Source organism: Kineosporia succinea, assembly GCF_030811555.1.
In the GTDB taxonomy this organism is placed as follows: domain Bacteria; phylum Actinomycetota; class Actinomycetes; order Actinomycetales; family Kineosporiaceae; genus Kineosporia; species Kineosporia succinea.
The window spans coordinates 3,351,575-3,368,554 of record NZ_JAUSQZ010000001.1; the positions used below are offsets into that span (position 1 = coordinate 3,351,575).

Genomic DNA, 16,980 nt, shown 5'->3' on the forward strand with positions numbered 1-16,980 from the left:
ACAAGGGGCGCGCGCCGGGCTCCCGACGAGCTGAGAACCCACGACGGGTTCACCAAAGCACGGTCAGTGAATTAAGCACCATCAGGAGAAAGCAGGCAGCGTCTTGCTGGACGTGAACTTCTTCGACGAACTGCGTATCGGCCTGGCCACCGCCGAGGACATCCGGCAGTGGTCGCACGGCGAGGTGAAGAAGCCGGAGACCATCAACTACCGCACCCTGAAGCCGGAGAAGGACGGGCTCTTCTGCGAGAAGATCTTCGGCCCCACCCGGGACTGGGAGTGCTACTGCGGCAAGTACAAGCGCGTGCGCTTCAAGGGCATCATCTGCGAGCGCTGTGGTGTCGAGGTCACGCGCGCCAAGGTGCGTCGTGAGCGCATGGGCCACATCGAGCTCGCCGCCCCGGTGACCCACATCTGGTACTTCAAGGGTGTGCCGAGCCGTCTGGGCTACCTGCTCGACCTGGCGCCGAAGGACCTCGAGAAGGTCATCTACTTCGCTGCCTACATGATCACCTGGGTCGACGACGAGAACCGTCACCGCGACCTCCCCTCGATGGAAGCCAACATCGAGGTGGAGAAGAAGGAGATCGAGAACCGCCGCGACTCCGACGTCGAGGCCCGCGCCAAGCGTCTCGAGAGCGACCTGGCCGAGCTCGAGGCCGAGGGCGCCAAGGGCGACGTGCGCCGCAAGGTCAAGGAGTCGGCCGAGCGCGAGATGTCGCAGCTGCGCAAGCGCGCCGACGCCGAGATCGACCGCATCCAGCAGGTCTGGGACCGCTTCAAGAACCTGAAGGTCCAGGACCTCGAGGGTGACGAGATCCTCTACCGCGAGATGCGTGACCGTTTCGGCATGTACTTCGAGGGTGGGATGGGCGCCGCCGCGATCCAGAAGCGGCTGGAGTCCTTCGACCTGAACGCCGAGGCCGACAACCTGCGCGAGACCATCGCGACCGGTAAGGGCCAGCGCAAGACCCGCGCCCTCAAGCGTCTCAAGGTCGTCTCCGCGTTCCTCACCACGAACAACTCGCCCCTGGGCATGGTGCTCGACTGCGTCCCGGTGATCCCGCCGGACCTGCGGCCGATGGTTCAGCTCGACGGTGGCCGCTTCGCCACCTCCGACCTGAACGACCTGTACCGGCGTGTGATCAACCGGAACAACCGCCTCAAGCGTCTTCTCGACCTGGGCGCCCCGGAGATCATCGTCAACAACGAGAAGCGGATGCTGCAGGAGGCCGTCGACGCGCTGTTCGACAACGGCCGCCGCGGCCGGCCGGTCACCGGCCCGGGCAACCGTCCGCTGAAGTCGCTGTCCGACATGCTCAAGGGCAAGCAGGGTCGTTTCCGCCAGAACCTGCTCGGCAAGCGCGTCGACTACTCCGGCCGTTCGGTCATCGTCGTCGGCCCGCAGCTGAAGCTGCACCAGTGCGGTCTGCCCAAGCAGATGGCCCTGGAGCTCTTCAAGCCGTTCGTGATGAAGCGCCTGGTGGACCTGAACCACGCGCAGAACATCAAGTCGGCCAAGCGCATGGTCGAGCGGGCCCGCCCGGTGGTGTGGGACGTCCTCGAAGAGGTCATCTCCGAGCACCCCGTGCTGCTGAACCGCGCGCCCACCCTGCACCGTCTGGGTATCCAGGCGTTCGAGCCGCAGCTGGTCGAGGGCAAGGCCATCCAGATCCACCCGCTGGTCTGCTCGGCCTTCAACGCTGACTTCGACGGCGACCAGATGGCGGTTCACCTGCCGCTGTCCGCCGAGGCGCAGGCCGAGGCCCGCATCCTCATGCTGTCGAGCAACAACATCCTGAAGCCGGCGGACGGCCGCCCGGTGACCATGCCCACCCAGGACATGATCATCGGCCTCTACCACCTGACTCTCGACAACGACGAGAGCCCGGTCGGCGAGGGCCGTTCGTTCAGCTCGGTGTCCGAGGCCCAGATGGCGTTCGACGGCGGGCACCTGCACCTGCAGGCGAAGATCAAGCTGCGCTTCGACGACATCGTGCCGCCGCGTGACTGGGTGGCTCCCGAGGAGTGGACCGCGGGCGACCCGGTCATCCTCGAGACCAGCCTGGGCCGTGCGCTCTTCAACCAGACCCTGCCGCCGGACTACGCGTTCGTCGACTCGGTGGTCGGGAAGAAGGAGCTCTCGGCGATCGTCAACGACCTCGCCGAGCGGTACCCGAAGGTCGCCGTCGCCGCGACGCTGGACGCCCTGAAGGCGGCCGGTTTCCACTGGGCCACCCGCTCGGGTGTCACGGTCTCGATCTCCGACGTGGTGACCCCGTCCGCCAAGGCCGGGATCCTCGACGAGCACGAGGGACGCGCCGCCAAGGTGCAGTCGCAGTACCTGCGCGGTCTGATCACCGACGACGAGCGCCGTCAGGAGCTCATCGAGATCTGGACCCAGGCCACCAACAAGGTCGCCAAGGCGATGGAGGACAACCTCCCCCGCACGAACTCCATCTTCAAGATGGTGTCGTCGGGCGCCCGTGGTAACTGGATGCAGATGCGGCAGATCGCCGGTATGCGTGGCCTGGTGGCCAACCCCAAGGGTGAGATCATCCCTCGGCCGATCAAGGCGAACTTCCGCGAGGGTCTGTCCGTGGTCGAGTTCTTCATCTCGACCCACGGTGCCCGTAAGGGTCTGGCCGACACCGCCCTGCGTACCGCCGACTCGGGTTACCTGACCCGTCGTCTGGTGGACGTCTCGCAGGACGTGATCATCCGCGAGGAGGACTGCGGCACCGAGCGCGGTCTGATGATGCCGATCGCGACGACCGACGCGGACGGCACCATCCGGGCTCACGACTCGGTCGAGAACAGCGTCTACGCGCGGTCTCTCGCCCAGGACGTGGTGGTCGACGGCGAGACCGTCCTGGCCGCCAACACCGACCTGGGTGACCCGAGCATCGAGCTGCTGCTCGGCAAGGGTGTCTCCGAGGTCAAGGTGCGCTCCGTGCTCACCTGCGAGTCCAAGGTCGGCACCTGCGCCCGCTGCTACGGCCGTTCGCTGGCCGCCGGTCACCTCGTGGACATCGGTGAGGCCGTCGGCATCATCGCGGCCCAGTCGATCGGTGAGCCCGGTACCCAGCTGACCATGCGTACCTTCCACACCGGTGGTGTCGCGGGTGAGGACATCACCCACGGTCTGCCGCGTGTGCAGGAGCTCTTCGAGGCCCGTACCCCGAAGGGTGTGGCCCCGATCTCCGAGGCCGCCGGCAAGGTCCGCATCGACGACACCGACCGCTCGCGCAAGCTCGTGGTCGTGCCGGACGACGGCTCCGAAGAGGTGGCGTACCCGGTCTCGAAGCGGTCCCGCCTCCTGATCGAAGACGGTCAGCAGGTCGAGGTCGGCCAGAAGCTGATCATGGGTGCCATCGACCCGAAGCAGGTGCTGCGCATCCTCGGGCCGCGTGCGGTCCAGGTGCACCTGGTCGACGAGGTGCAGAACGTGTACCGCAGCCAGGGCGTGGGTATCCACGACAAGCACATCGAGGTGATCGTCCGCCAGATGCTGAAGCGGGTCACGATCATCGAGTCCGGCGACGCCGAGCTGCTGCCCGGTGAGCTGGTCGAGCGGTCCCGGTTCGAGACCGAGAACCGCCGGGTCGTCGCCGAGAACGGCCAGCCGGCCTCGGCCCGTCCCGACCTGATGGGTATCACCAAGGCGTCTCTGGCGACCGACTCGTGGCTGTCGGCGGCCTCCTTCCAGGAGACCACCCGCGTCCTCACGAACGCCGCCATGGAGGGCCGCAGCGACCCGCTGCTGGGCCTCAAGGAGAACGTCATCCTCGGTAAGCTCATCCCCGCCGGTACGGGCCTGCCCCGCTACCGCAACGTGCGGGTCGAGCCCACCGAGGAGGCGAAGGCCGCCATGTACGCGATGCCGGGCTACGAAGAGGTCGACTACGGCCACTTCGGTGTCGGCACCGGTCAGGCGGTCCCGCTGGAGGAGTTCGACCTCGGCCGGTACGACCGCTGAGGTATCTGAACTCATGATGTGTACCGAGCGGCTCCGCGTACCGGTTCCTGCAGAGGAACAAAACCGGCACGCGGGGCCGTTTGGATGCATGAGTGTGGGACGGGTCCGGCGTCCGGCCGGATTCGTCCGTCATCGAAGTGATGAGGCAGGGGAGAAGCCCCTGACCCGTGTGCGGGCCGTTTTGACGCTCGCGCGGGCCACCGGGTAGCCTCACAGTTCGTGCCCGAGTTCTCTTGGGCTGCCGCGCGTGCCCTCCTGACGGTCCGGAAGCTGTCAGCGTGCGATACGCGAGCGAAGCTCCCCACCCCGCGGGACGTCGCCGGGCGAAATCGCGAAGACCGCGACACGCCCGAGCGCGGGGTACGGCCGCAAGGCTGTGAGCGACGATCCGGACACGGCAACACCAGCACCACCCCGTAAGTCAGGTAGCACAAGCGAGCAGAGAGTTCGGAGAATCGGTGCCCACGATCCAGCAGCTGGTCCGAAAGGGCCGGCAGGACAAGGTCAGCAAGACCAAGACCCCTGCTCTCAAGGGCAGCCCTCAGCGCCGCGGCGTGTGCACGCGTGTGTACACGACCACGCCGAAGAAGCCGAACTCCGCTCTGCGTAAGGTCGCGCGCGTCAAGCTGACCTCCCAGATCGAGGTCACGGCGTACATCCCGGGTGTCGGTCACAACCTGCAGGAGCACTCGATCGTGCTCGTGCGTGGTGGTCGTGTGAAGGACCTTCCCGGTGTCCGTTACAAGATCATCCGCGGTTCGCTCGACACCCAGGGCGTGAAGAACCGTAAGCAGGCTCGCAGCCGTTACGGCGCGAAGAAGGAGAAGAGCTAATGCCCCGCAAGGGCCCGGCCCCCAAGCGGCCTCTCGTCGTCGACCCGGTTTACGGTTCCCCGCTGGTCACCCAGCTCGTGAACAAGATCCTGCTCGACGGCAAGAAGTCGACCGCTGAGAAGATCGTCTACGAAGCGCTCGAAGGCTGCCGTGACAAGACCGGTAACGACCCGGTCATCACGCTCAAGCGCGCGCTCGACAACGTGAAGCCGACCCTCGAGGTCCGCAGCCGCCGCGTCGGTGGCGCGACCTACCAGGTTCCGGTCGAGGTCAAGGCCGGCCGTTCCACCACGCTGGCCCTGCGCTGGCTCGTGGGCTACTCGCGCGCCCGTCGTGAGAAGACCATGACCGACCGCCTGATGAACGAGATTCTCGACGCCAGCAACGGTCTCGGTGCAGCGGTCAAGCGTCGCGAGGACACCCACAAGATGGCGGAGTCCAACCGCGCGTTCGCTCACTACCGCTGGTAATTCAGCAGGTAGTCATCTACCCACCACTGCGGCCGCCGCGACCCGGCGGCCACAGTGGCGCCGGGAAAGCCCCGGCAGTACGGCACTGCGGGAAATTCCCCGGCGGAACACAAACCTCATGAGAGAGGCGATCGGCGTGGCACAAGACGTGCTGACGGACCTGAACAAGGTTCGCAACATCGGCATCATGGCTCACATCGACGCCGGCAAGACCACCACCACTGAGCGGATCCTGTTCTACACCGGGATCAACTACAAGATCGGTGAGGTCCACGACGGCGCGGCCACGATGGACTGGATGGAGCAGGAGCAGGAGCGGGGTATCACCATCACCTCCGCCGCCACCACCTGCTTCTGGGAAGGCAACCAGATCAACCTGATCGACACCCCCGGGCACGTCGACTTCACCGTCGAGGTCGAGCGCAACCTGCGCGTCCTCGACGGCGCGGTTGCCGTGTTCGACGGCAAGGAGGGTGTCGAGCCGCAGTCCGAGACGGTCTGGCGGCAGGCTGACAAGTACGACGTCCCGCGTATCTGCTTCGTCAACAAGATGGACAAGCTGGGCGCGGACTTCTACTTCACGGTTCAGACGATCATCGACCGTCTGGGTGCCAAGCCTCTGGTCGTCCAGCTCCCGATCGGTGCTGAGTCGGACTTCACCGGCGTCATCGACCTGATCTACATGCGTGCACTCACGTGGCGGGGCGACACCGGCAAGGGCGAGGCGTACGAGATCGAGGAGATCCCGGCCGACCTCCAGGAGAAGGCCGAGGAGTGGCGTCAGAAGCTCCTCGAGACCGTCGCCGAGTCGGACGAGGCGCTGCTCGAGAAGTTCTTCAGCGGTGAGGAGCTCACGCCCGAGGAGATCAAGGGCGCGATCCGCAAGCTGACGATCTCGAGCCAGGTCAACCCGATCCTGTGCGGCTCGGCGTTCAAGAACAAGGGCGTCCAGCCCATGCTCGACGCCGTGATCGACTACCTGCCGACCCCGCTGGACGTCCCCGACGTCGAGGGCCACGCGCCCAACGACGAAGAGGCCGTCATCACGCGTGCGGCCAACAACGAGGCGCCGTTCTCCGCGCTTGCCTTCAAGATCGCCTCGCACCCGTTCTTCGGGAAGCTCACCTACATCCGGGTCTACTCCGGCAAGGTGGCCAGCGGCGCTCAGCTGGTGAACTCCACCAAGGGCAAGAAGGAGCGCATCGGGAAGATCTTCCAGATGCACTCCAACAAGGAGAACCCGGTCGAAGAGGCTGCTGCCGGCCACATCTACGCGGTCATCGGCCTCAAGGACACGACCACGGGCGAGACCCTGTCCGACCCGGCGAACCCCATCGTCCTCGAGTCGATGACGTTCCCGGAGCCGGTCATCTCGGTCGCGATCGAGCCGAAGACCAAGGGTGACCAGGAGAAGCTGGGCACCGCGATCCAGAAGCTCGCCGAGGAGGACCCGACGTTCCAGGTCCGCCAGGACGAGGAGACGGGTCAGACGATCATCGCCGGCATGGGCGAGCTCCACCTGGACATCCTGGTGGACCGCATGCGCCGCGAGTTCAAGGTCGAGGCGAACGTCGGTAAGCCGCAGGTCGCCTACCGCGAGACCATCCGCAAGGCGGTCGTCAAGCTCGACTACACCCACAAGAAGCAGACGGGTGGATCGGGTCAGTACGCCAAGGTGCAGGTGACCATCGAGCCGCTGGACACGTCGGAAGGCGTGTTCTACGAGTTCGAGAACAAGGTCACCGGTGGTCGCGTGCCGCGCGAGTACATCCCGAGCGTCGACGCCGGTATCCAGGACGCCATGCAGTTCGGCATCCTGGCGGGCTACCCGCTCGTGGGCATCAAGGCCATCCTCCTGGACGGTGCGGCGCACGACGTCGACTCGTCCGAGATGGCGTTCAAGGTCGCCGGCTCGATGGTGCTGAAGGAGGCTGCCCGCAAGGCCAGCCCCGTGCTCCTCGAGCCGATGATGGCCGTCGAGGTCCGCACGCCCCTGGAGTACATGGGCGATGTGATCGGCGACCTGAACTCCCGCCGTGGCCAGATCCAGGCCATGGAGGACGTCAGCGGTGCCAAGGTCGTCAAGGCCGCGGTTCCGCTGTCGGAGATGTTCGGTTACGTCGGTGACCTGCGCAGCAAGACGCAGGGGCGCGCCGTCTACACCATGCAGTTCGACTCTTACGCAGAGGTTCCCAAGAACGTTGCGGAAGAGATCATCAAGAAGGTTCGCGGCGAGTAATCGCGCCACCAGCATTCCCGTCGAACCAAGAACAGATAACAACCCGTCCGACAGGAGGACCCCGTGGCGAAGGCGAAGTTCGAGCGGACTAAGCCGCACGTCAACATCGGTACCATTGGTCACATTGACCACGGTAAGACGACGCTGACGGCTGCGATCAGTAAGACGCTGCACACGAAGTGGCCGGAGCTCAACCCGGACACGCAGGCGTTCGACCAGATCGACAAGGCGCCGGAAGAGCGCCAGCGCGGTATCACGATCTCGATCGCGCACATCGAGTACCAGACCGAGGCGCGTCACTACGCCCACGTCGACTGCCCGGGTCACGCCGACTACATCAAGAACATGATCACGGGTGCGGCCCAGATGGACGGTGCCATCCTCGTGGTGGCGGCGACCGACGGCCCGATGCCCCAGACCCGTGAGCACGTGCTGCTCGCGCGTCAGGTCGGCGTGCCGTACATCGTCGTGGCTCTGAACAAGTCCGACATGGTGGACGACGAAGAGATCATGGAGCTCGTCGAGCTCGAGGTCCGTGAGCTTCTGTCCGCCTACGAGTTCCCCGGCGACGACCTGCCGATCGTGCGGGTCTCCGCGCTGAAGGCGCTCGAGGGCGACGCCGAGTGGCAGGGCAAGCTTCTCGAGCTCATGGCCGCGGTCGACGAGTCGATCCCGGAGCCCGTGCGCGACACCGAGAAGCCGTTCCTGATGCCGATCGAGGACGTCTTCACGATCACCGGTCGTGGCACCGTCGTCACCGGCAAGGTGGAGCGCGGTGTGCTCAAGACCAACGAGACCGTCGAGATCGTCGGTATCAAGGAAAAGAGCACCACCACCACGGTCACCGCGATCGAGATGTTCCGCAAGACGCTCGACGAGGCCATGGCCGGTGAGAACTGCGGTCTGCTTCTTCGTGGCATCAAGCGCGAGGACGTCGAGCGCGGCCAGGTCGTCGTGAAGCCGGGCTCGATCACTCCCCACACGGAGTTCGAGGCCAACGTCTACATCCTGTCCAAGGATGAGGGCGGCCGGCACACGCCGTTCTACGACTCCTACCGTCCGCAGTTCTACTTCCGGACGACGGACGTCACGGGCGTCGTGAAGCTCCCCGAGGGCACCGAGATGGTCATGCCCGGTGACAACACCGAGATGAGCGTCTCGCTGATCCAGCCCATCGCCATGGAGGACGGCCTGCTCTTCGCTATCCGCGAGGGTGGTCGTACCGTCGGCTCGGGCCGCGTCACCAAGATCCTCAAGTAACACCACCGCGGCGGCGGCAGCCCTCAGGCTGTCGCCGCCGTTGTGCGTCCGGACCCGTAACGCCGTCTGTGCCGTAGTGCCGGGCGTCTCCTGCCAACTCCATCCACCCGAACTCGCATTTCGCGAAAGCGGGGGAGTGGCAGGGGAACACGGGTCCGGGCGCACTCCGGATCGTTCACCGCCGCGACCACGATTGGTCAACGGCGGGCAGGGTCTGGCACACTGGACAGGTTGCTCGCGCACCGTCGAGTCCGCTGCGCCCTTCACGGGGCCCGGATTGACCGGCACCGGGCAGTCACGACTGCAACATCGGCCCAGCCCCTGGTCCTCGTCGAAGACGTCGGACGATTCTGGGCCACGAACGCGACACGCCCGACCTCGGGGGTCGGTGTTCGCCAGCCCGACCGAAGTAGGGGTGTCAGCGTCGGATGAAGACGTGAAACACCAGTAAGGCCAGAAGTTGCACAGCATTCCTCGTTGAATGCGAGGCCCGGGACGCGGAAGCGGCCCGGGTGGACCACAGACAGTGCCGAAGGCAGTAATCGGGCCCCAACGCCTGTCGACCAAGCGAAAGAGAGCGCAGAGACGCCATGGCGGGACAGAAGATCCGCATCCGGCTGAAGGCCTACGACCACGAGGTCATCGACAGCTCGGCGCGCAAGATCGTCGACACGGTCGTTCGGACGGGTGCGACGGTCGCGGGGCCGGTGCCACTGCCGACGGAGAAGAACGTGTTCTGCGTCATCCGTTCGCCGCACAAGTACAAGGACAGCCGCGAGCACTTCGAGATGCGCACGCACAAGCGGTTGATCGACATCATCAACCCGACGCCGAAGACGGTGGACTCGCTGATGCGGCTTGACCTGCCCGCCGGCGTGGACATCGAGATCAAGCTCTAGAAGGACCTCATCTGATGACTCTCAAGACGATCAGCAAGCCGACGGTGCGAGCCGTCAAGGGCTTGCTCGGTGAAAAGCTCGGGATGACCCAGGTCTGGGACGCGAACAACCGTCTCGTCCCGGTCACCGTCATCCAGGTGGGTCCGTGCGTCGTCACGCAGGTGCGTAACGCGGAAGGTGACGGCTACCCGGGCGTTCAGATCGCGTACGGCGCGATCGACCCCCGCAAGGTCACCAAGCCGCTGGCCGGTCACTTCGAGAAGGCCGGCGTCACGCCGCGCCGTCACGTGATCGAGCTGCGCACGGCGGACGCGACCGAGTACAGCCTGGGCCAGGAGCTCACGGTGGACACGTTCGAGGCCGGCCAGACGGTCGACGTCTCGGGCACCACCAAGGGCAAGGGCTGGGCCGGTGGCATGAAGCGTCACGGGTTCAAGGGCCTCGGCGCCTCGCACGGTACGCAGCGCAAGCACCGTTCCCCGGGTTCCATCGGCGGCTGCGCCACTCCGGGTCGTGTCTTCAAGGGCACGCGGATGGCCGGTCGCATGGGTGGCGAACGTCAGACCACGCAGAACCTCAGCGTGTACGCCGTCGACGCCGAGCGCGGTCTGCTCCTGATCAAGGGTGCCGTTCCGGGGCCGCGCGGCGGCATCGTCCTGGTCCGCACCGCGGCGAAGAAGGGCTGAAACGATGGCCACCGAAACCACCACCAAGCTGAGCCTGGACGTCATCGACGGCGCGGGTGAGAAGGTCGGCTCCGTCGACCTCCCCGCCGAGATCTTCGACGTCCAGACCAACGTGCCGCTGATCCACCAGGTCGTCGTGGCCCAGCTGGCCGCGGCCCGCCAGGGCACGCACGACACGAAGACCCGCGGCGAGGTTCGCGGTGGCGGTAAGAAGCCTTACCGCCAGAAGGGCACCGGCCGCGCCCGTCAGGGTTCGACCCGCGCCCCGCAGTTCGCCGGCGGTGGCGTTGTCCACGGCCCGACGCCGCGGGACTACGCCCAGCGCACCCCGAAGAAGATGATCGCCGCCGCGCTGCGGGGATCCCTCTCGGACCGCACCCGTCACGGGCGCATCCACGTGCTCTCCGAGCTGGTCAAGGGCGACGCTCCGTCGACCAAGTCCGCCTCGAAGGCGCTGAAGGGCCTGACCGAGCGGGAGAACCTGCTCGTCGTCGTCACCCGCACCGACGAGGTCGGCAAGCGCAGCCTGTCCAACCTGGACGGCGTGCACGTGCTGCCCTTCGACCAGCTGAACGCCTACGACGTGCTCGTCGCCGACGCGGTGGTGTTCACCAAGGCCGCGCTGGACTCGTTCCTCGAGAGCCCGGTCGTCACCAAGGTCACCGCCAAGGAGGCTGCCAAGTGAGCACCATCGGAGGCGTCCACAAGGACCCGCGCGACATCCTGCTGGCGCCGGTCGTCTCGGAGAAGAGCTACACGCTCCTCGACGAGGGCAAGTACACCTTCCTGGTCGACCCGGCCGCCAACAAGACCGAGATCCGCATCGCCGTCGAGACGGTGTTCGGGGTCAAGGTCTCGTCGGTCAACACCGCCAACCGACAGGGCAAGACCCGTCGTACGCGGAACGGCCTGGGCAAGCGCAAGGACACCAAGCGCGCGATCATCACGCTGAGCGAAGGCACCATCGACATCTTCGGCGGGCCGGTCTCCTGACGCCCTGAACGTTCCCATCCGGGCCGAGAGGGCCGGATCGAGGGCGTCCGAAGACCGACATCCGAGAAACAGCAAGAGGACTGACTCACATGGGAATCCGCAAGTACAAGCCGACGACGCCGGGCCGCCGTGGTTCGTCCGTCGCCGACTTCGTGGAGATCACCCGGTCGGAGCCGGAGAAGTCCCTGGTGCGCCCGCTGACGAAGAGCGGGGGCCGGAACAACACCGGCCGGATCACCACCCGGCACAAGGGCGGCGGTCACAAGCGCGCCTACCGGGTGATCGACTTCCGCCGTCACGACAAGGACGGCATCCCGGCCACGGTCGCTCACATCGAGTACGACCCCAACCGCACCGCGCGCATCGCTCTCCTGCACTACGCGGACGGCGAGAAGCGCTACATCGTCGCCCCGACCAAGCTCAAGCAGGGCGACCGCATCGAGAACGGCCCGACGGCCGACATCAAGCCGGGTAACAGCCTCGAGCTGCGCAACATCCCGGTGGGTACCGTCGTGCACGCGATCGAGCTCCGCCCCGGTGGCGGCGCGAAGATCGCCCGCTCGGCCGGCGCCTCGGTGCAGCTGGTCGCCCGTGAAGGCCGCTTCGCCCAGCTGCGTATGCCTTCCGGTGAGATCCGGAACGTCGACGTGCGCTGCCGCGCCACCGTCGGCGAGGTCGGCAACGCGGAGCAGTCGAACATCAACTGGGGCAAGGCCGGCCGTATGCGCTGGAAGGGCAAGCGCCCGACCGTGCGTGGTGTGGCCATGAACCCGATCGACCACCCGCACGGTGGTGGTGAGGGTAAGACCTCCGGTGGTCGCCACCCGGTGAGCCCCTGGGGCCAGGCCGAGGGACGCACGCGTCGCCCCAACAAGGACAGCGACAAGATGATCGTCCGCCGCCGCCGTACCGGCAAGAAGCGCTGATAGGAGCCTTTCGAGAATGCCTCGCAGTCTGAAGAAGGGTCCCTTCGTCGACGACCACCTCCAGAAGAAGGTGGATGGTCAGAACGAGAAGGGGACCAAGAACGTCATCCGGACCTGGTCCCGGCGCTCGATGATCGTGCCCGACATGCTCGGTCACACGATCGCCGTGCACGACGGCCGCAAGCACGTCCCGGTGTTCGTCACCGAGTCGATGATCGGTCACAAGCTGGGCGAGTTCGCCCCCACCCGCACGTTCCGCGGACACGAGAAGGACGACCGCAAGGGCCGTCGGCGCTGATCGCGCCCGCCCGAGCAGTCAGAAGCGACAGAAGGTAGGAAGTAGCGATGGAAGCCAAGGCGAAGGCGCGGTACGTCCGCGTCACGCCCATGAAGGCCCGCCGCGTCGTCGACCTCATCCGCGGGAAGCAGGCACCGCAGGCGATCGCCACGCTGGAGTTCGCTCCGCAGGCCGCCAGCGAGCCGGTGCTCAAGGTCGTGCAGAGCGCGATCGCGAACGCCCGGGTGAAGGCCGCCGCCGCGTCCGAGGCGTTCGACGAGCGCACCCTGGTCATCCAGGAGGCGTACGTGGACGAGGGCCCGACGCTCAAGCGGTTCCGGCCGCGGGCGCAGGGTCGGGCGTACCGGATCCGCAAGCGGACCAGCCACATCACCGTCGTGGTCGGCCCGGCCGAGAAGAAGGACGGCGCTCAGCCCGCCGCCGCTAAGGGAGGGACCCGCTAGTGGGACAGAAGGTCAACCCGCACGGGTTCCGCCTGGGCATCACCACTGAGCACAAGAGCCGGTGGTTCGCCGACAGCACCAAGGGCGGGCAGCGTTACCGCGACTACGTGAAGGAAGACGTCGCGATCCGCAAGCTCATGTCCAAGGGCATGGAGCGGGCCGGCATCAGCCGCGTCGAGATCGAGCGCACCCGTGACCGGGTTCGCGTCGACATCCACACGGCTCGTCCGGGCATCGTCATCGGCCGCCGCGGCGCCGAGGCCGACCGGATCCGTGGCGAGCTCGAGAAGCTCACGGGCAAGCAGGTTCAGCTGAACATCCTCGAGGTGAAGAACCCCGAGGTCGACGCTCAGCTGGTGGCCCAGGGCATCGCCGAGCAGCTGGCCAGCCGGGTCTCGTTCCGCCGCGCGATGCGCAAGGGCATGCAGTCCTCGCTCCGCGCCGGCGCGAAGGGCATCCGGGTGCAGTGCTCGGGTCGTCTCGGCGGCGCCGAGATGAGCCGGTCGGAGTTCTACCGCGAGGGTCGTGTGCCGCTGCACACGCTGCGCGCGAACATCGACTACGGCCTGTACGAGGCCCGCACCACCTTCGGCCGTATCGGCGTGAAGGTCTGGATCTACAAGGGCGACATCACCAGCCGCGAGCTCGCTCGTGAGCAGGCTGCCGCCCCGGCGCGGGGCCCGCGTCGCGACGGTCCGGGTGGCCCCGGTGGCCGCGCGGCTCGCCCGCAGCGTCGTCGTCCGCAGCAGCAGTCCGCCGACAGCGCCCCCGCTGCCGAGGCGTCCACGGCTCCGGCCGCTGACGCGCCGGCCGCTGCCGGCACCGGATCGGAGGCCTGAGTTCCATGCTGATCCCTCGTCGGGTCAAGTACCGCAAGCAGCACCACCCGAGCCGTTCCGGCATGTCGAAGGGCGGCAACGCCGTCACCTTCGGTGAGTGGGGCATCCAGGCTCTCGAGCCTGCGTACGTGACCAACCGGCAGATCGAGTCCGCTCGTATCGCCATCACGCGTCACATCCGCCGTGGCGGCAAGGTCTGGATCAACATCTACCCGGACCGCCCGCTGACGAAGAAGCCGGCCGAGACCCGCATGGGTTCCGGTAAGGGTTCCCCGGAGTGGTGGGTGGCGAACGTCAAGCCCGGTCGCGTGATGTTCGAACTCTCGTTCCCGACGGAGAAGGTGGCGAAGGAAGCCCTCACCCGGGCGATCCACAAGCTGCCGATGAAGTGCCGGATCGTCCGGCGCGAAGGCGGTGAAAGCTGATGGCCGTCGGTTCCAAGGACCTGAACCCGGCTAACCTGCGCGGCTTCGAGGCCGAGCGTCTGGCCGAAGAGCTGAAGAAGGCGAAGGAAGAACTCTTCAACCTTCGTTTCCAGTCGGCCACCGGCCAGCTCGAGAACAACATGCGACTCCGCGCCGTCAAGCGCGACATCGCCCGCATCTACACGGTGATGCGCGAGCGCGAGCTCGGCATCACCGGCACCCCGGAGGCCTGAGATGAGTGACAGCACCCAGGCTGACGTGCAGGTGCGTGGCGACCGCAAGGCACGCCGCGGATATGTCGTCAGCGACAAGATGGACAAGACCGTGGTGGTCGAGGTCGAGGACCGGGTCAAGCACCCGCTCTACGGCAAGGTCATCCGGCGCACCACCAAGGTGAAGGTGCACGACGAGGCCAACACCGCCGGCGTCGGCGACCTGGTCTCGATCTCGGAGACCCGTCCGCTGTCGGCGACCAAGCGCTGGCGCCTGGTCGAGATTCTGGAGAAGGCCAAGTGATTCAGCAGGAGTCGCGGCTGCGCGTCGCCGACAACACCGGTGCGAAGGAAATCCTCTGCATCCGTGTTCTCGGTGGCTCCGGCCGTCGCTACGCCGGCATCGGTGACGTCATCGTCGCCACCGTCAAGGACGCGATCCCTGGCGGCAACGTGAAGAAGGGTGACGTCGTCAAGGCGGTCATCGTGCGCACCGTCAAGGAGCGCCGCCGGCCGGACGGCTCGTACATCCGCTTCGACGAGAACGCCGCGGTGATCCTCCGCAACGACGGCGACCCGCGCGGCACCCGCATCTTCGGCCCGGTCGGCCGTGAGCTGCGTGACAAGAAGTTCATGAAGATCATCTCGCTGGCTCCGGAGGTGCTCTGAGATGGCGAAGTTGAAGATCAAAAAGGGCGACACCGTCCAGCTGATCACCGGTCGCGCCCAGAAGAACGGTGGCGACCGGAACAAGACCGGCAAGGTGATTGCTGTCTACCCGGAGACCCAGCGGGTCCTGGTCGAGGGCATCAACCGGGTCAAGCGCCACACCAAGGAGGGTCAGTCCGGCCGGGGTTCCAAGACCGGCGGGATCATCACCCAGGAGGCGCCGGTCCACATCAGCAACGTGATGCTGGTCGACCCGGAGACCAAGAAGGCCACCCGGGTCGGTACCCGCGTCGAGACCGTCGAGCGTGACGGCAAGACGAAGACCGTTCGGGTTCGCTTCGCGAAGCGTTCCGGTAAGGACCTGTGATGACTGTGACCGAAGAGGGCACCAAGGTGCAGCCGCGGCTCCGCGCCCGGTACGACGCCGAGATCGCTCCCGCTCTGCGCGAGCAGTTCGGCTACGCGAACGTGATGCAGACCCCGCGTCTGGTCAAGGTCGTCGTGAACATGGGTGTGGGCGAGGCCGCTCGCGACTCCAAGCTCATCGACGGCGCGATCCGCGACCTGGCCGCCATCACGGGCCAGAAGCCGCAGGTCACGAAGGCTCGCAAGTCCATCGCGCAGTTCAAGCTGCGTGAGGGCATGCCGATCGGCGCGCACGTCACGCTGCGCGGCGACCGGAGCTGGGAGTTCCTCGACCGGCTGGTGAGCATCGCCCTTCCGCGTATCCGTGACTTCCGCGGCCTGTCCGGCAAGCAGTTCGACGGGCGTGGCAACTACACGTTCGGCCTGAACGAGCAGTCGATGTTCCACGAGATCGACCAGGACCGGATCGACCGCGTGCGGGGCATGGACATCACGGTCGTCACCACGGCGACCAACGACGAAGAGGGGCGCGCGTTCCTGAAGCTCCTCGGTTTCCCGTTCAAGGAGAACTGACGTGGCTAAGACCGCTCTCATCAACAAGGCGGCGGGCAAGCAGAAGTTCGCGGTGCGTGCCTACACGCGCTGCCAGCGCTGCGGCCGTCCGCACTCGGTCTACCGCAAGTTCGGCCTGTGCCGGATCTGCCTGCGCGAGATGGCTCACCGGGGCGAGCTCCCCGGCGTCACCAAGAGCAGCTGGTAAGCCGGCCGTGTCCCAGCTGACGATCCCAGTACCGGGCGCCACCACGGTGGCGGCCCGGTCCGGCCGCCGCCGGACGGTGCGCAACAATCGCATGGTGTCGCTGCGCTCCAGCCTTCCGACCGGTCTGCTGACGCTGCGACACGACGTACCCGAGTACCTCCCCGAGTTCCTCGAACCCGAGATTCTCGAAGAAGCAACTACGCCGCAGGTCGACGCCTCCTCAGAGAAGGTTGCCGAAACCGCGGTGGGAAAGGGCGGACAAGCCCAATGGTGATGACCGATCCGATCGCGGACATGCTGACCCGCGTACGGAACGCGAACTCCGCGTACCACGACCAGACTCAGATGCCCTACAGCAAGCTCAAGCAGAAGGTTGCTGAGCTGCTGCAGAGCGAGGGCTACATCTCCAGCTGGGAGGTCGCGGACGCCGAGGTCGGCAAGACGCTGACCGTCAAGCTGAAGTTCGGCCCGAACCGGGAGCGCTCGATCGCCGGCCTTCGCCGGATCAGCAAGCCCGGTCTCCGCGTCTACGCGAAGTCGACGAACCTGCCCCGGGTCCTTGGTGGCCTCGGCGTGGCGATTCTCTCGACGTCCTCCGGTCTCATGACCGACAAGCAGGCCAAGCAGAAGGGCGTGGGTGGGGAAGTCCTCGCCTACGTCTGGTAACGGGAAGGGAGAGAGAG

Annotated in this window: 21 protein-coding genes and 1 pseudogene; all 22 read left to right on the top strand. The window is 66.4% G+C overall.

Annotated features, from left to right (window positions below; translation table 11 throughout):
* Positions 1-103 precede the first annotated feature (103 nt).
* The gene (locus J2S57_RS14675; protein WP_307242930.1) at positions 104-3,979 is read left to right on the top strand and encodes a DNA-directed RNA polymerase subunit beta'; all 3,876 of its coding nucleotides are present in this window, start codon (positions 104-106) and stop codon (positions 3,977-3,979) included.
* A 458-nt stretch (positions 3,980-4,437) separates the two neighbouring features.
* Positions 4,438-4,812, top strand: coding sequence for a 30S ribosomal protein S12 (gene rpsL, locus J2S57_RS14680; protein ID WP_052530777.1), 375 nt, complete (start codon positions 4,438-4,440; stop codon positions 4,810-4,812).
* Positions 4,812-5,282: a 30S ribosomal protein S7 gene (rpsG, locus tag J2S57_RS14685; protein ID WP_307242933.1), complete on the top strand. Its 471-nt coding sequence runs from the start codon at positions 4,812-4,814 to the stop codon at positions 5,280-5,282. Before rpsL ends, rpsG begins: the two co-directional genes overlap by 1 nt.
* 136 nt (positions 5,283-5,418) lie before the next feature.
* Complete coding sequence (gene fusA / locus J2S57_RS14690) at positions 5,419-7,521, top strand: elongation factor G (protein ID WP_307251038.1); 2,103 nt, start codon at positions 5,419-5,421, stop codon at positions 7,519-7,521.
* A gap of 63 nt (positions 7,522-7,584) precedes the next feature.
* A complete protein-coding gene (gene tuf / locus J2S57_RS14695) occupies positions 7,585-8,781 on the top strand; it encodes an elongation factor Tu (protein WP_307242935.1) in 1,197 nt (398 codons plus the stop codon).
* A gap of 590 nt (positions 8,782-9,371) precedes the next feature.
* On the top strand, positions 9,372-9,680 hold the full coding sequence (gene rpsJ / locus J2S57_RS14700) for a 30S ribosomal protein S10 (protein WP_052530780.1): 309 nt from the start codon (positions 9,372-9,374) through the stop codon (positions 9,678-9,680).
* Positions 9,681-9,694: 14 nt separating this feature from the next.
* Positions 9,695-10,366: a 50S ribosomal protein L3 gene (gene rplC / locus J2S57_RS14705; protein ID WP_307242939.1), complete on the top strand. Its 672-nt coding sequence runs from the start codon at positions 9,695-9,697 to the stop codon at positions 10,364-10,366.
* 4 nt (positions 10,367-10,370) lie between these two features.
* Positions 10,371-11,051 carry a 50S ribosomal protein L4 gene (gene rplD, locus J2S57_RS14710; protein ID WP_307242941.1) on the top strand — a complete coding sequence of 227 codons (681 nt, stop codon included), beginning with the start codon at positions 10,371-10,373 and terminating at the stop codon, positions 11,049-11,051.
* Positions 11,052-11,056: 5 nt separating this feature from the next.
* Entirely contained in the window at positions 11,057-11,359 is a 303-nt protein-coding gene (gene rplW, locus J2S57_RS14715; RefSeq protein ID WP_307251040.1) for a 50S ribosomal protein L23, read from the top strand.
* Positions 11,360-11,448: 89 nt separating this feature from the next.
* On the top strand, positions 11,449-12,285 hold the full coding sequence (gene rplB, locus J2S57_RS14720; RefSeq protein ID WP_307242943.1) for a 50S ribosomal protein L2: 837 nt from the start codon (positions 11,449-11,451) through the stop codon (positions 12,283-12,285).
* Positions 12,286-12,301: 16 nt separating this feature from the next.
* A complete protein-coding gene (gene rpsS, locus J2S57_RS14725; RefSeq protein WP_307242945.1) occupies positions 12,302-12,583 on the top strand; it encodes a 30S ribosomal protein S19 in 282 nt (93 codons plus the stop codon).
* A gap of 47 nt (positions 12,584-12,630) precedes the next feature.
* Complete coding sequence (gene rplV / locus J2S57_RS14730; protein WP_307242948.1) at positions 12,631-13,026, top strand: 50S ribosomal protein L22; 396 nt, start codon at positions 12,631-12,633, stop codon at positions 13,024-13,026.
* The gene (gene rpsC, locus J2S57_RS14735) at positions 13,026-13,865 is read left to right on the top strand and encodes a 30S ribosomal protein S3 (RefSeq protein WP_307242951.1); all 840 of its coding nucleotides are present in this window, start codon (positions 13,026-13,028) and stop codon (positions 13,863-13,865) included. The genes rplV and rpsC overlap by 1 nt, the downstream gene beginning before the upstream one ends.
* A gap of 5 nt (positions 13,866-13,870) precedes the next feature.
* Positions 13,871-14,290 carry a 50S ribosomal protein L16 gene (gene rplP, locus J2S57_RS14740; RefSeq protein ID WP_231443879.1) on the top strand — a complete coding sequence of 140 codons (420 nt, stop codon included), beginning with the start codon at positions 13,871-13,873 and terminating at the stop codon, positions 14,288-14,290.
* A pseudogene (gene rpmC, locus J2S57_RS14745) lies at positions 14,290-14,502 on the top strand (50S ribosomal protein L29); the annotation flags it as partial. The gene rplP and the pseudogene rpmC, both read left to right, overlap by 1 nt.
* A gap of 22 nt (positions 14,503-14,524) precedes the next feature.
* Positions 14,525-14,806, top strand: coding sequence for a 30S ribosomal protein S17 (rpsQ, locus tag J2S57_RS14750; protein ID WP_307242957.1), 282 nt, complete (start codon positions 14,525-14,527; stop codon positions 14,804-14,806).
* Positions 14,803-15,171, top strand: coding sequence for a 50S ribosomal protein L14 (rplN, locus tag J2S57_RS14755; protein ID WP_214154112.1), 369 nt, complete (start codon positions 14,803-14,805; stop codon positions 15,169-15,171). Before rpsQ ends, rplN begins: the two co-directional genes overlap by 4 nt.
* Before the next feature lies 1 nt (position 15,172).
* Complete coding sequence (gene rplX / locus J2S57_RS14760; protein WP_307242959.1) at positions 15,173-15,538, top strand: 50S ribosomal protein L24; 366 nt, start codon at positions 15,173-15,175, stop codon at positions 15,536-15,538.
* Positions 15,538-16,110, top strand: coding sequence for a 50S ribosomal protein L5 (gene rplE, locus J2S57_RS14765; protein WP_307242961.1), 573 nt, complete (start codon positions 15,538-15,540; stop codon positions 16,108-16,110). The genes rplX and rplE overlap by 1 nt, the downstream gene beginning before the upstream one ends.
* A 1-nt stretch (position 16,111) precedes the next feature.
* Positions 16,112-16,297 (top strand): type Z 30S ribosomal protein S14, encoded by a 186-nt coding sequence (locus tag J2S57_RS14770; protein WP_231443866.1) that lies wholly within the window; start codon positions 16,112-16,114, stop codon positions 16,295-16,297.
* 7 nt (positions 16,298-16,304) lie between these two features.
* Complete coding sequence (locus J2S57_RS14775; RefSeq protein ID WP_307242965.1) at positions 16,305-16,571, top strand: hypothetical protein; 267 nt, start codon at positions 16,305-16,307, stop codon at positions 16,569-16,571.
* Entirely contained in the window at positions 16,565-16,963 is a 399-nt protein-coding gene (gene rpsH, locus J2S57_RS14780; protein WP_307242967.1) for a 30S ribosomal protein S8, read from the top strand. Before J2S57_RS14775 ends, rpsH begins: the two co-directional genes overlap by 7 nt.
* Positions 16,964-16,980 lie beyond the last annotated feature (17 nt).

Excerpts from the sequence above, each read along its gene's own strand:
- rpsH (WP_307242967.1), top strand. The coding sequence starts at position 16,565 with ATGGTGATGACCGATCCGATCGCGGACATGCTGACCCGCGTACGGAAC.
- rpsJ (WP_052530780.1), top strand. The coding sequence starts at position 9,372 with ATGGCGGGACAGAAGATCCGCATCCGGCTGAAGGCCTACGACCACGAG.
- rplV (WP_307242948.1), top strand. The coding sequence starts at position 12,631 with ATGGAAGCCAAGGCGAAGGCGCGGTACGTCCGCGTCACGCCCATGAAG.
- rplP (WP_231443879.1), top strand. The coding sequence starts at position 13,871 with ATGCTGATCCCTCGTCGGGTCAAGTACCGCAAGCAGCACCACCCGAGC.
- rpsS (WP_307242945.1), top strand. The coding sequence starts at position 12,302 with ATGCCTCGCAGTCTGAAGAAGGGTCCCTTCGTCGACGACCACCTCCAG.
- rplB (WP_307242943.1), top strand. The coding sequence starts at position 11,449 with ATGGGAATCCGCAAGTACAAGCCGACGACGCCGGGCCGCCGTGGTTCG.
- rplE (WP_307242961.1), top strand. The coding sequence starts at position 15,538 with ATGACTGTGACCGAAGAGGGCACCAAGGTGCAGCCGCGGCTCCGCGCC.
- rpsQ (WP_307242957.1), top strand. The coding sequence starts at position 14,525 with ATGAGTGACAGCACCCAGGCTGACGTGCAGGTGCGTGGCGACCGCAAG.
- rplD (WP_307242941.1), top strand. The coding sequence starts at position 10,371 with ATGGCCACCGAAACCACCACCAAGCTGAGCCTGGACGTCATCGACGGC.
- rpsG (WP_307242933.1), top strand. The coding sequence starts at position 4,812 with ATGCCCCGCAAGGGCCCGGCCCCCAAGCGGCCTCTCGTCGTCGACCCG.
- rplX (WP_307242959.1), top strand. The coding sequence starts at position 15,173 with ATGGCGAAGTTGAAGATCAAAAAGGGCGACACCGTCCAGCTGATCACC.
- rplC (WP_307242939.1), top strand. The coding sequence starts at position 9,695 with ATGACTCTCAAGACGATCAGCAAGCCGACGGTGCGAGCCGTCAAGGGC.